The organism is Streptomyces hawaiiensis (genome assembly GCF_004803895.1).
GTDB lineage: Bacteria > Actinomycetota > Actinomycetes > Streptomycetales > Streptomycetaceae > Streptomyces > Streptomyces hawaiiensis.
In genome coordinates this window covers 594935-606656 of record NZ_CP021978.1, presented here as the reverse complement: position 1 = coordinate 606656, position 11722 = coordinate 594935, and the positions used below count along the sequence as shown (strand labels likewise).

Sequence of the window (11722 nt, the reverse complement as noted above, 5' to 3'; positions counted from 1 at the left end):
ACGGGGGACAATGCCCGGAGTACCGAACAGGCGCAGAACTGTCAGGAATGTGATGCCCGGCTCGGGGTACGAGCACTGGTGCAGAGCGTCCGGCCAGTCCGGCTTCCCAGAGAGAAAAGAATGATCGACCACCTGGACGGGGCAGTGATACCGACTGGTTTCGACGTGCCCGTTGAACCGCTGAGGCGAGCGGCACACTACACCGGCGAGCAGGGCTGCATCGCCGAGGCGCGGTCCTTCGCCGCGCTCTTTCTCGATCAGCTCAGGACCGAGTGGTGCGCGCGTATCGACGAGCGTGTCGACGGCGCCGTACTGCTGGTGGTGAGCGAGCTGGTCACCAATGCCGACCGGCACAGCAACGGGCCGTACATCCTGGAGCTCGTCGGCACCGACACCGCGGTGACGGTGGCGGTCTACGACAGCAGCTCCGCACTGCCGCGCATCTTCCCCCGCAACCCCGAGCGCATCGGCCGGCACGGCCTGGAGATCGTCCACGCGCTTGCCGAGCAGGTCAGTGTGGAACGGGTGCCGGTGGGCAAACGGGTGCGCGCCGTGCTGCCGCTCTCCGAGGCAGCCAAGGGGTGACCTGTCCGGGTGAGGGCGTCACCCGTGCGGCGCGGATGACGCCGCGCTGTCTCTCTGAGCGGGCCTGGCTACCCTGATGAGGCCGCATGCGAACGCGGCAGCGGGTGCCGCCCCACTCCCGCATGGGGGACGGCACCCGGTGGTCGGACGACGGTGTCAGGCGCAGCCCAGCTCGCCCAGCATGCCCTCGCGCAGCCGCGTGATGATCCGCTTGATCAGGCGGGACACGTGCATCTGCGAGCAGCCGAGCCGCTCACCGATCTCCGCCTGGGTGGCCTCCTCCACGAACCGCATGTGGATGATCTGCCGGTCGCGCTCGCTCAGCTCCGCCATGAGCGGGGCGAGCGAGTGGAAGTCCTCGACGAGCCGCAGCCCGTCCTCCTCCACGCCGATGAAGTCGGCCAGGACCGCCTCGCCGCCCTCCGGACCGTCGCCGGTGAGCGCGGCGTCCAGCGACGACGAGTTGTACCCGTTCGCCGCGATCTGCCCCTCCACCACCTGGCGCTCGGAGATGTTCATCAGTGTGGCCAGCTCGGCGACCGTCGGCTCGCGGTCCAGCCGGCTGGCGAGCTCCTCTCGGGCCTTGGCCAGCTCCACGCGCAGCTCCTGCAGCCGCCGCGGCACGTGCACCGCCCACGTCGTGTCCCGGAAGAAGCGCTTGATCTCGCCGACGATGTACGGCAGCGCGAAGGAGGTGAACTCGACCTCACGCGAGAGCTCGAACCGGTCGATGGCCTTGATCAGGCCGATCATGCCGGTCTGGACGATGTCCTCCATGTCGTCGCCGCGGCCCCGGAACCGTCCGGCCGCGAAACGCACGAGCGACATGTTCATCTCGATCAGGGTGTTGCGCGCGTACTGGTACTCGTGCGTGCCCTCTTCGAGTTCCGTCAGGCGCTGGAAGAACTGGCGGGACAATTCCCTCGCGTCCCGCGGGGCCACGGACCGCGGGTCCACGACGCCCGGCAGTGCTCCGTCACCCGCGCTGGCTTCGGTGTTCTCTTCGACGACCTGTGCCTTCGACCGGATCACGGCGGTCTCCATTACCTCTCCCACGTCACGGCGGACATCTGCATAGGTACTCCCGAGTTGCGGGTACCCGGGTTGACGCGCACCATGCCCGCGGATTTCCCCACGGGCGAAATCGGACGGAATGCACCCTCCACCCCCGTCGCGGGCGCGGTGATTCCACCGAGGGCGGAACGCCGGGCCCTTCCCCCGACGGCCGGGATTCCTAGGCTGGAGAAGTGACCAGCCACCTGCCGAACGAAGCCCGAGTCATCCCGCTGCGCCCGCACGGCGCGCGTCCCACCGGCGCACCGCCGCGCCAGGCGCCGCCGGCCCCCGCCGTGAAGGAGCCGCTGTGGCGGGACCTGGTGGGCGACGTCCTGCGCCGTGAACGCCTCGCGCAGGAGCGCACGTTGAAGGACGTCGCCGACGAGGCGCGGATCTCCATGCCCTACCTCTCCGAGGTGGAGCGCGGCCGCAAGGAGGCCTCCTCCGAGGTCCTCGCGGCCGCCGCCCACGCCCTCGGACTGAACCTCGGCGACCTGCTGACGAGGGCGCAGGGCGAACTGACCCGCGTCACGTCGCGCTACGCGGGCGGCAGCCGCCGCGGGGCGGCCACCTCGTCGCACGACGGAATGTGCCTGGCCGCCTGAGCCGTACCGCCCGGCCGGCGCCTCACACCTTCACGAGGCGCCGGCTGAGCACCTCGTCGGCCAGCCCGTAGGCCACCGCCTCCTGTGCGGTGAACACCTTGTCGCGGTCCATGTCGGCGCGCAGCGTCGGCACGTCGTGGTGGGTGTGCCGGGCCAGCACCTCCTCCACCTGGGAGCGGATCCGCACCATCTCCTTGGCCTGGAGCGCGAGGTCGGACACCATGCCGCGCTGCCCGCCCGCGGCCGGCTGGCCGAGCAGCACCCGTGAGTGCTCCAGCACGAACCGCCGCCCCGGGTCCCCGCCGGCCAGCAGCACGGCCGCCGTGGAGGCCGCCTGCCCGACGCAGAACGTGGAGATCGGCGCCTGCACGAACGTCATGGTGTCGTAGATGGCCATGAGCGAAGTGAAGGAGCCGCCCGGGGAGTTGAGGTAGATCGCGATCTCGCTCTCCGGGGACGACGACTCCAGGTGGAGGAGCTGGGCGATGACGACGTTGGCGACGCCGTCGTCGATCTCGGTGCCGAGGAAGATGATCCGCTCGTTGAGCAGCCGGCTGAAGACGTCGAAGGAGCGCTCGCCCTGCGGGGTCCGCTCGATGACGTTCGGAATCGTGTACGTCCCCATCACTGCAGCCCCATCCTGCGTCGCGTCGCGGCCGGGCGGACGTCGGAGAGGGACTCCACGACCCGGTCCACCATGCCGTACTCCCTGGCCTCCTCGGCCGTGAACCAGCGGTCCCGGTCGCCGTCCCGGGAGATGTTCTCCGGGCTCTGGCCGGTGTGCTCGGCGGTGATCCGCTCGATGGTCCGCTTGGTGAACTCCAGGTTCTGCGCCTGGATCTCGATGTCGGCGGTGGTGCCGCCGATGCCCGCCGACGGCTGGTGCATCATGATCCGCGCGTTCGGCAGGGCGTAGCGCTTGCCCGGCGCGCCGACGCTCAGCAGGAACTGGCCCATGCTGGCCGCGAAGCCCATGGCCAGCGTGGAGACGTCGTTCGGGATGAGCCGCATCGTGTCGTAGATGGCGAGGCCCGCGTGCACCGCGCCGCCCGGACTGTTGATGTACAGGCTGATGTCGGTGTGCGCGTCCTCCGCGGACAGGATGAGCAACTGGGAGCAGACCCGGTTCGCGGAGACCTCGTCGACCTGGGTGCCCAGCAGCACGATGCGCTGCGCGAGCAGCTGTGCGGCCAGTTGGTCGTCGAACCGGGTCGGAGGGGTGTCGCCCTCCTCCGCCCGTGGGGCGAGTGCCGTCAGTGGAGTCATGGGTTCTCCTCGTCGCGGCGACAGGTGCCGCGGACGTGTCGGGGATGTGCCGTCGACTTCACTCTCGACCTCGGACGATGCCGGCGAACGGTTTCTCTGCCCTCGGCAGATCCGCTACCGGCAGAGCTCGAAGGATCAGCCCTTCTCGCGCAACCGGCGGAAGAACGCCCGCACGTCACCGACCAGCAGGTCCGGCTTCTCCAACGCAGCGAAGTGCCCGCCGCGGTCGAACTCCGTCCAGCGGACGATGTTGTCCGTCCGCTCCGCCTTGTGCCGCAGCGGGATCTGGGGGTCACCGGCGAACGACGCCACCGCGGTCGGCGCCGTGGACGGCTCCTGCGGGGCGGCGATCCGCTCGCCCCGGGCGTGGGCGCGCTCGTAGTACACCCGGGCGGACGAACCGGCCGTGCCCGTCAGCCAGTACAGCATCACGTTCGTGAGCATCAGGTCCCGGTCGACGGCCTCCTCGGGCAGCTCCTCGGAGTCCGTCCACTCCTGGAACTTCTCGACGATCCAGGCGAGTTGCCCCACAGGTGAGTCCGTGAGCGCGTAGGACAGGGTCTGCGGCCGGGTGGACTGCACATGGAAGTAGCCCGTCCCGTCGCGGGACCACTGCGCCCACCGCCGCCATGAGGTGAGGGTGCGCTCCCGCTCCGCCGGGCTCAGCGCCTCCAGCTCCTCGGCGGCCGGCTCGACGGTGGCTTGTGCGCCGGGCAGCAGATTGAGGTGGATGCCGATCACCCGGCCGGGGTGCACGCGGCCCAGTTCGGGGGAGATGGCCGCACCCCAGTCGCCGCCCTGGGCGCCGAACCTCTCGTAGCCGAGGCGCGTCATCAGCTCGGCCCACGCGTCGGCGATCCGGCGTGCCTCCCAGCCGGTCTCCCGGGTGGGGCCGGAGAACCCGAAGCCGGGGATGGCGGGCAGCACGACGTGGAAGGCGTCGGCCGGATCGCCACCGTGGGCGGCCGGGTCCGTCAGCGGCCCCACGACGTCGGCGAATTCGACGATCGATCCCGGCCAGCCGTGCGTGAGGACCAGCGGGGTGGCGTCGGGCTCGGGGGAGCGGATGTGTGCGAAGTGCACCCGCGCGCCGTCGATCTCGGTGGTGAACTGCGGCCACGCGTTCAGCCGCGCCTGCGCCGCCCCCCAGTCGTACTCGTGCCGCCAGTACCGCACCAGCTCGCGCAGATAGTCCGAGGGAACGCCGTACGTCCAGCCCACACCGGGCAGCTCGTCGGGCCAGCGGGTCCGGTCGAGGCGGTCGTGGAGGTCGTCGAGCTCGCTCTGCGGTACGTCGATACGGAAGGGACGGATGCCGCTGTCGGCGGGCGAAGACGTCATGGCCGCGATGCTAGTTCTGAACGGTGTAACGGCCACCTGAATTTGCCGGCCCCCGGCCGATGAGTTCCGGGGCGAGGGACGGTCGACAGTGGTGACAGCGTCGCACGCGCCCAGGAGGACTCATGACCACCGATGGTTTCACCACGTGTCTCTGGTTCGACGGCCAGGCCGAGGAGGCCGCCCACCACTACGTCTCGGTCTTCAAGAACTCCGGCATCGGCAGGACCGTGCGCTACCCCGAGGGGGCGCCCCAGGCCGCAGGCAGTGTGATGACCGTCGAGTTCACGGCCAACGGGCACCGGTTCCTCGGGCTCAACGGCGGCCCTCAGTTCAAGTTCACCGAGGCCACCTCCTTCATGATCTTCTGCGAGGACCAGGAGGAGATCGACCACTACTGGACCAAGCTCACCGAGAACGGTGGCGAGCCCGGCCCCTGCGGCTGGCTCAAGGACAGGTTCGGCGTGTCCTGGCAGGTCGTCCCGGACCGGCTCGACGAGATGATCAGCGACCCGGATCCGGCGAAGGCCGCCCGGGTGACCCAGGCGTTCATGGCGATGAGCAAGTTCGACATCGCCACCCTGGAGAAGGCGTACGCGGGCGAGTGAGGTGCCTCCGTAGGGGCGGAGCCTTTTTCCGCCCCTACGCCGTCTCGGCCAGGATCTCCCCGATCACATGCCGGGAGTTCGCCGCGACCGGCGGATTCGTGTCCCAGTAGTAGGGCAGCGCGATGACCGCGATCGACAGGGCCCAGCCCCGCCCGCGTGCCCATTCGGCCTCGCCGGCGCCCACGGCCTCGCGGAAGACACCGCGGGCCGCGGCCGGAAGCAGGCACCAGGCGCCGATGAGATCGACGGCGGGATCCCCGACCCCCACCGTGCCGAAGTCGATCACGGCGCTCAGCCGCCCGCCCGTGACCAGGAGGTTCCCGGCCATCAGGTCGCCGTGGGCCCAGAGCGGCGGCCCGGTGTGCTCCGGAGCCCGCAGGGCCTCCTCCCACACCTTCGTCACCGCGGCGGTGTCGATCCGCCCCGCGAGACGTCCGAGTGCCTCGCGCAGGAAGGGGTCCCGGGCCGCCAGCGGCACTCCCCGGTAGCCGAGGGGACCCTCCGACGCGTCGATGCGGCGCAGGGCCGTGACGTACGCGGCCAGGTCCCCGGCGAGCAGTGCGGGCTCCTCGATCCTGCCGGGCACCGGATTGCGGCCGTCCAGCCAGCTGTAGACCGACCAGGGCCACGGGAACCCGTCGCCTGCTTCGCCCCGGCCGAGCGGCTCGGGCGAGGCGGCGGGCAGTCCCGGGCCCAGCCGGGGCAGCCAGCGCAGCTCGTGCGCGATGGCCTCCACGGCACGGGGATGCCGGGGAAGCCGTACGACCTTGTCCGCGCCGAGGCGGAACATGGCGTTCTCCGTCCCGGAGGACTCCAGCCGCCGCAGGGGCAGCCCGGCCCACTGCGGGAACTGCCCCGCGATCAGCCGGCCGACGAGCGAAACGTCGATGTCCAGCTCGTCCTCATGCATTCGTACCGCGCACATGGGTGACCATTCGAGCGGTCAACTCGACGCCTGTCGAATGATTTTGGTGATCTCCCGGGCGATGCGCAGGATCCCGGGGGAGCGCACCGGGCACGGCTTGGGCTTGGTGGTGGTGGGGGCCAGGCAGAAGTGCAGATAGTCGTCGTCGCGGTGCAGGGCCGTGCGGTCGCGGCCGGGCTGCGTGCAGAGGCCGGGGCGGGCACGCTCGTAGGCCGTGCACGGCAGGTACTGCGTCCACGCGTAGCGGCCGGTGGCCGGGCTCACCGCCTTCCCGGCGTCCGCCACGAGGCCGCCCGAGGCGGCGGCCCGCTTCTCGTAGAGCGCGTTGACGCGGCGGACCCGGTCGGGGGTGATCGGATCCGGGCCCTGGGACACCCACACGATCCTCGGGCCGCTGCCGCCCCCGGCCGCGGTGATCTGCTCGGTGAGGCGGCGCGCGTCGGCGGCGTAGCGGCTGAAGTACCGGGCCGGTGACTTGTCGTAGGTGATGCCGTCCATGCACGGCGTGTAGCCCCAGGAGTTCCCCCAGAACTGCAGGACCACGAAGTCGGGCCGCAGCCTGCGCACCAGTGCGGCGGCCTTGTCCGCGGCCGGCACCAGGGACCGGTCGGCCGTGCCTTCCAGGTAGTCGCACAGGGTGGTGCCGGAGTAGGGGGCGCCGGTGTACCGCGCTTTCAGGTCCCGGCGTAACTCCTGGCCCAGGACCTTCTGGCCCTCCATCGCGAGCGAGTCGCCGAGGTACAGCACCTCGGGGGCCTTCCCCGGTTTCGGACCGGGGGAGGCGGGGGCCCGCTGGTGGGTGGTGGCCGACGCGCGCGGCGCGGCCGGTGCCGGCTCCTCGGGTCCGGACGCGGGATCCCCGCACCCGCCGAGGAGCACCCCGGCCAGCAGTACTCCCACGACCCACGGCTTGCGCATACGGCAACTCCCGCCCCGGCCACCGAAACGGCACTCAGGCAAGCACAGCCGGGCGCCGGGGGGAAGACGTACGCAGGACGGGATGGCCAGAACCGGCCGGTCGCGATCAGCGGGGGGCGCGGCAGCCGGACGTGGCCGGCGGACGTCCGCTCGGCGCGCGGGTCGGCCACGGGATGACTAGCGTGAGGAAGCGGACGATTCCACCCATTCGGAGAGGGCCGTAGCCATGGCCGTGCAACCTGAAGGAACCCCCTGCTGGGCCGACGCGATGTTCAGCGACCTCGAAGGGGCCAAGAGCTTCTACGGGGACGTCCTCGGCTGGACCTTCGCCGAGGCGTCGGCGGAGTTCGGCAACTACACGGAGGCCTACGCGAACGGCAAGGCGGTCGCCGCCGTCGTTCCGCCCATGCCCGGCCAGGAGGGCCTGTCGCAGTGGTGCCTGTACTTCGCCGCGGACGACGCGGCCGCCACCGCCGCCCGGATCCGTGACCACGGCGGCGAGGTGCTGATGGATCCGATGAAGGTCTCCGACTTCGGCACCATGTGCCTGGCCCGCGACCCCGGTGGCGTCGTCTTCGGCGTGTGGCAGGCGGGCACCCATGAGGGCTTCCAGATGATGGCCGAACCCGGCGCCTACACCTGGGCCGAGGTCTTCACCCGCGAGCCGGAGAAGTCCGACGCGTTCTTCCCCGCCGTCTTCTCCTACCGGCAGCGGGACATGGGGGACGGCGAGATGGACTTCCGGATCTACGACCTGGGCGAACACACCGTGCTGGGCCGGATGAAGATGACGGAGGAGTTCCCGCCCGAGGTGCAGCCGTACATCAACGTCTACTTCACCGTGGAGGACTGCGACGAGGCCGTGGCGAAGGCCACCGGGCTCGGCGGCGTGCTGCGGTTCGGTCCGATGACCACCCCGTTCGGCCGGTTCGCGGCGATCAGCGACCCGCAGGGCGCGAACTTCTCGGTGATCGACACCACGAAGACCGAGGGAGAGATGCCGAAGCTGACCGACGTGGCGTAGGCGCCGGCCCGCACCCGGACCTCCCGGCCGGACGGCCCCCGCGGCCATGGCATGATCGAGCGCATGCGTGAACGTGTTGTGGCCGCGTGTGACGGGGCTTCGAAGGGAAATCCCGGGCCCGCGGGCTGGGCCTGGGTCGTCGCCGACGCTTCCGAGACGCCGGAGCGGTGGGAGGCGGGGCCGCTCGGCAAGGCCACCAACAACGTCGCCGAACTCACCGCGCTGGAGCGCCTGCTGACGGCGACCGACCCGGACGTGCCGCTCGAGATCCGGATGGACTCGCAGTACGCGATGAAGGCCGTCACCACCTGGCTGCCCGGCTGGAAGCGCAACGGCTGGAAGACCTCCGCCGGCAAGCCGGTCGCCAACCAGGACCTCGTCGTGCGCATCGACGAACTCCTGGACGGCCGCTCGGTCGAGTTCCGCTACGTCCCCGCCCACCAGGTCGACGGCGACCGGCTCAACGACTTCGCCGACCGCGCCGCCAGCCAGGCCGCCATCATCCAGGAGCCCGCGGGCAGCGGCCTCGGCTCTCCCGAGCCGCCGCCCGCCCCGGACACCCCGGCCAAGGCCCCCCGCTCCCGCCCGCGCGGCGGCGCGGCCCGGACCGCCAAGACCGCAGGAGGCAAGACCTCCGCGCGCACGATCAAGGCGAAGTTCCCCGGCCGCTGCCAGTGCGGCCGCCCGTACGCGGCCGGCGAGCCCATCGCCAAGAACGACAGCGGCTGGGGCCACCCGGAGTGCCGCACGGGCGCGACCGTCTGATCAGACGTCGAACGTGTAGTGCGGCGTGTGGTCCAGCAGATCCGCCGGACTCGTGTCGTGCCACGGCCGCATCGTCTCGTTGAGGTCGATCACGTTCGGCGTGCCGGCGGCCGGCAGGTAGCCGGAGCCGGGGTGCCGGCGCTGCCACTCGGCCCACAGCTTGTCTATGTACGCGTGGTGCAGCCAGAACACCGGGTCGTTGGGGGAGGCGCCGGTGGCCATGTGCCCGCCGACCCAGACGTGGACGCGGTTGTGCAGGTTCACGCCCCGCCACCCTTCGAGGTGGTTGCGGAAGCCGTCCGAGCCGCTGTTCCAGGGCGCCATGTCGTACGTGGACATCGCCAGCACGGACTCGACCTCGGCCCGCGTCGGCAGCTCCCGTACACCGGATCCGAGGGAGCGCCGCAGGAACGTACGGCCGTCGACCCGCACGGTGATCGGCCAGTTCCCGCCGGACGCGGAGAACGGTCCGTCCGGAACCCGGCCGTCCCGCTCCCGCCCGGTGCCCCCGAGGAAGTCGGGCGCCCACAGCGAGGCGCGCGGCGTACGGTCGACGGTCCAGTCCCAGTAGGGCAGGGACACCGAAGAGTCCACCGACTGCAGCGCCCGCTCGAACTCCAGGAGGAATCTTCGGTGCCAGGGCAGAAAGGACGGTGAGCGGTGCCCGGTCCGTTCGCCGTTGTCGGTGTCGGAGACGATGAACGCGTTGTGCGTCGTGACGAACTCGTCGTAGCGGCCGCTGCGCTTGAGCTCCAGCAGCGCGGCGACGAACCGCCGCTTCTCGTCGGCGGTCAGGGTGGACTGGTTCTTGCGGACAGCCATGTGCGGGTGCTCCAGTTGCCTTGCGGGGCGGGTCAGTTGGCGGGGAAGGGCAGCAGGGGAGCGCCCTGCAGCTCGTCCACCGCCGCGCGGGCGGCGGCGCGCGGGGTGGGCACCGGGTCGTAGTGGCTGACGACGCTGATCCAGCTGCCGTCGGCGTTGCGCATCACGTGCAGCTCCATCCCGTCGACGAACACCGCGTATCCCGCGCCGTGGTGGTTGTGGTGACCGGACCCGGTGGCCGGCCGGCCCTGTATCCGGCGGCCCTTGTACACCTCGTCGAACGTCCCGGGGGAGGCGTGGTGACCGGCGGCCGAGGCCGGGGTGAGGGCGGACAGCGTCCCCGCGCTCGTGGCGAGGACGGCCGCGGCGGTGAGCGCGCTGCGACGGCTGAGTTCCGGCATGCGGACCTCCTGGGTGGGTTCGGCTGATGACCCCGCATGCCTATCGGCCCGCCCGCTACCGGGAGAAATCCACGCGAGCCGGTTGGCTGCGATCCGGGCAATTCCCCTTATGTCGTGCAAGGTTGAACGAAGATGATCTTGCCGCGAGGAGTCTGCGCGCGGGAGTGGAAGGGGAAGTTCCACCCGCGAAGGGTGCTGCGGCGGATGTTTCTGCCGGTGGGGTCCAGCACCCGTGGTGCGCGTCACGCCGGAAAACTGGCGCGATTCGGCGGTCCGGCCGGCGATGCCCGCGTCCTGCTCCCCTGCGTCAGCAATCGACAGCTCTCGGTAATCCTCAGGGATGTGCGTGAAGGTCGCCTGTGTCGGCGGCGGGCCCGCCGGTCTGTATCTCTCGATCCTGCTCAAGCGGCAGGACCCGTCCCACGACATCACCGTCTACGAACGCGATCCGGAGAATTCGACCTACGGTTGGGGCGTGACGTACTGGCGCGCACTGCTCGACCGGCTCCACGAGCAGGACCCCGTGTCGGCGGGCCTCCTGGACGCCGGTTCCGTCCGGTGGTGCGACGGCGTCGTCCGGGGCCTGACGTCCCGGTACAGCGGCGGCCAGGGGCACGGCACCGGCCGCCACCGGCTGCTGGAGATCCTCGCCGCCCGGGCCCGCGACCTCGGCGTGCGCCTGGAGTACGAGCGCGAGATCACCGCCGGCGACCTGCCCTCGGGCGCCGACCTGATCGTCGCGGCCGTCGAGACCGCCCACGGCTGGATCTGGTGCTACGGATACGGTTACGGCCCCGACCGCAGCACCTGCGTCGTCGAGTGCGCACCCGAGACCCGGGCCCGTCTCGGTCTCGACCGGGCGAGCGAGGCCGACGGCCGGGCCCTGCTGGAGAAGCTCTTCGCCCGCGTCCTCGACGGCCACCCCCTGCTGGGCCGCCCGGGCGGCACCCCCTGGAAGACCTTCCGCACCCTCACGAACGACACCTGGCACCGCGGCAACCTCGTCCTGCTCGACGACGCCGCCCACACCACGCACGACTCCTTCGGCGCCGGCACCACCCTCGCCCCGGAGGACGCCATCAGCCTGGCCGCCGCGCCGCGCGAGCACCCGGAACTCCCCCAAGCCCTCGCCCGCTGCGAGAGGGAACGCAAGGCGGCCCTCCTGCCCGCGCAGAGTGCGGCCGCCACAGCGGCCCCGTGGTACGACACCTGCCGCGCTACGTGCACCTGCCCCCGGAGCGCATGTTCGCCCTGCTCGGCCAGGCACTCGCCCCTGCTTCCCTACGTCCCGCCCCAGCTGTACTACCGGCTCGACCGAGCGGCCGGGCAACTGGAACCGCTGCGCCGGTTCAAGCGCTGGCTGGGCCCGAAGGTCGCGCGAACCGTGCACGCGAGGGCCATGGCCCCCT

13 protein-coding genes and 1 pseudogene are annotated in these 11722 nt (G+C 71.2%); 6 read left to right on the top strand and 8 right to left on the bottom strand.

Annotated elements, in window-relative coordinates; all coding sequences use genetic code 11:
• Nucleotides 1-120 precede the first annotated feature (120 nt).
• Complete coding sequence (locus CEB94_RS02885; RefSeq protein WP_175430655.1) at nt 121-585, top strand: ATP-binding protein; 465 nt, start codon at nt 121-123, stop codon at nt 583-585.
• A gap of 156 nt (nt 586-741) precedes the next feature.
• Here CEB94_RS02885 and CEB94_RS02880 read toward each other — a convergent pair whose 3' ends face one another.
• Nucleotides 742-1629, bottom strand: coding sequence for an RNA polymerase sigma factor SigF (locus tag CEB94_RS02880; RefSeq protein WP_175430654.1), 888 nt, complete (start codon nt 1627-1629; stop codon nt 742-744).
• 203 nt (nt 1630-1832) lie between these two features.
• Here CEB94_RS02880 and CEB94_RS02875 point away from each other — a divergent pair, with 203 nt between their 5' ends.
• Nucleotides 1833-2246: a helix-turn-helix domain-containing protein gene (locus CEB94_RS02875; protein WP_175430653.1), complete on the top strand. Its 414-nt coding sequence runs from the start codon at nt 1833-1835 to the stop codon at nt 2244-2246.
• 22 nt (nt 2247-2268) lie between these two features.
• On the opposite strand, the gene CEB94_RS02870 is transcribed toward CEB94_RS02875, so the two are convergent.
• From CEB94_RS02870 to CEB94_RS02860, 3 genes are all read right to left on the bottom strand, one after another.
• Nucleotides 2269-2871: a ClpP family protease gene (locus CEB94_RS02870; protein WP_175430652.1), complete on the bottom strand. Its 603-nt coding sequence runs from the start codon at nt 2869-2871 to the stop codon at nt 2269-2271.
• Nucleotides 2871-3512, bottom strand: a complete 642-nt coding sequence (locus tag CEB94_RS02865; protein ID WP_175430651.1) for an ATP-dependent Clp protease proteolytic subunit — start codon at nt 3510-3512, stop codon at nt 2871-2873. The genes CEB94_RS02870 and CEB94_RS02865 overlap by 1 nt, the downstream gene beginning before the upstream one ends.
• A 135-nt stretch (nt 3513-3647) precedes the next feature.
• Nucleotides 3648-4853 (bottom strand): epoxide hydrolase family protein, encoded by a 1206-nt coding sequence (locus CEB94_RS02860; RefSeq protein ID WP_175430650.1) that lies wholly within the window; start codon nt 4851-4853, stop codon nt 3648-3650.
• 122 nt (nt 4854-4975) lie between these two features.
• Here CEB94_RS02860 and CEB94_RS02855 point away from each other — a divergent pair, with 122 nt between their 5' ends.
• Nucleotides 4976-5458 carry a VOC family protein gene (locus tag CEB94_RS02855; protein WP_175430649.1) on the top strand — a complete coding sequence of 161 codons (483 nt, stop codon included), beginning with the start codon at nt 4976-4978 and terminating at the stop codon, nt 5456-5458.
• A 34-nt stretch (nt 5459-5492) separates the two neighbouring features.
• Here the strand turns inward: CEB94_RS02855 and CEB94_RS02850 are convergent, their stop codons facing one another.
• Nucleotides 5493-6383, bottom strand: a complete 891-nt coding sequence (locus CEB94_RS02850) for an aminoglycoside phosphotransferase family protein (protein WP_175430648.1) — start codon at nt 6381-6383, stop codon at nt 5493-5495.
• Between the two features lie 18 nt (nt 6384-6401).
• Nucleotides 6402-7301 carry an SGNH/GDSL hydrolase family protein gene (locus tag CEB94_RS02845; protein WP_175430647.1) on the bottom strand — a complete coding sequence of 300 codons (900 nt, stop codon included), beginning with the start codon at nt 7299-7301 and terminating at the stop codon, nt 6402-6404.
• A gap of 226 nt (nt 7302-7527) precedes the next feature.
• Between CEB94_RS02845 and CEB94_RS02840 the strand changes: the two genes are divergently transcribed.
• Complete coding sequence (locus CEB94_RS02840; protein ID WP_175430646.1) at nt 7528-8325, top strand: VOC family protein; 798 nt, start codon at nt 7528-7530, stop codon at nt 8323-8325.
• Nucleotides 8326-8376: 51 nt separating this feature from the next.
• Nucleotides 8377-9090: a ribonuclease H family protein gene (locus tag CEB94_RS02835; RefSeq protein ID WP_175430645.1), complete on the top strand. Its 714-nt coding sequence runs from the start codon at nt 8377-8379 to the stop codon at nt 9088-9090.
• Here the strand turns inward: CEB94_RS02835 and melC2 are convergent, their stop codons facing one another.
• Nucleotides 9091-9912, bottom strand: coding sequence for a tyrosinase MelC2 (melC2, locus tag CEB94_RS02830; protein WP_175430644.1), 822 nt, complete (start codon nt 9910-9912; stop codon nt 9091-9093).
• 32 nt (nt 9913-9944) lie between these two features.
• Nucleotides 9945-10313, bottom strand: a complete 369-nt coding sequence (gene melC1, locus CEB94_RS02825) for an apotyrosinase chaperone MelC1 (RefSeq protein WP_175430643.1) — start codon at nt 10311-10313, stop codon at nt 9945-9947.
• Between the two features lie 340 nt (nt 10314-10653).
• Between melC1 and CEB94_RS02820 the strand changes: the two are divergent.
• A pseudogene (locus tag CEB94_RS02820) lies at nt 10654-11718 on the top strand (FAD-dependent monooxygenase); the annotation flags it as partial.
• Between the last annotated feature and the right edge of the window lie 4 nt (nt 11719-11722).

Bases quoted from the DNA above. Each gene is read 5' to 3' on its own strand.
- CEB94_RS02845 (WP_175430647.1), bottom strand. From the start codon at position 7,301: ATGCGCAAGCCGTGGGTCGTGGGAGTACTGCTGGCCGGGGTGCTCCTC.
- melC2 (WP_175430644.1), bottom strand. From the start codon at position 9,912: ATGGCTGTCCGCAAGAACCAGTCCACCCTGACCGCCGACGAGAAGCGG.
- CEB94_RS02870 (WP_175430652.1), bottom strand. From the start codon at position 2,871: ATGGGGACGTACACGATTCCGAACGTCATCGAGCGGACCCCGCAGGGC.
- CEB94_RS02865 (WP_175430651.1), bottom strand. From the start codon at position 3,512: ATGACTCCACTGACGGCACTCGCCCCACGGGCGGAGGAGGGCGACACC.
- CEB94_RS02840 (WP_175430646.1), top strand. From the start codon at position 7,528: ATGGCCGTGCAACCTGAAGGAACCCCCTGCTGGGCCGACGCGATGTTC.
- CEB94_RS02850 (WP_175430648.1), bottom strand. From the start codon at position 6,383: ATGTGCGCGGTACGAATGCATGAGGACGAGCTGGACATCGACGTTTCG.
- melC1 (WP_175430643.1), bottom strand. From the start codon at position 10,313: ATGCCGGAACTCAGCCGTCGCAGCGCGCTCACCGCCGCGGCCGTCCTC.
- CEB94_RS02885 (WP_175430655.1), top strand. From the start codon at position 121: ATGATCGACCACCTGGACGGGGCAGTGATACCGACTGGTTTCGACGTG.
- CEB94_RS02835 (WP_175430645.1), top strand. From the start codon at position 8,377: ATGATCGAGCGCATGCGTGAACGTGTTGTGGCCGCGTGTGACGGGGCT.
- CEB94_RS02855 (WP_175430649.1), top strand. From the start codon at position 4,976: ATGACCACCGATGGTTTCACCACGTGTCTCTGGTTCGACGGCCAGGCC.
- CEB94_RS02880 (WP_175430654.1), bottom strand. From the start codon at position 1,629: ATGGAGACCGCCGTGATCCGGTCGAAGGCACAGGTCGTCGAAGAGAAC.
- CEB94_RS02860 (WP_175430650.1), bottom strand. From the start codon at position 4,853: ATGACGTCTTCGCCCGCCGACAGCGGCATCCGTCCCTTCCGTATCGAC.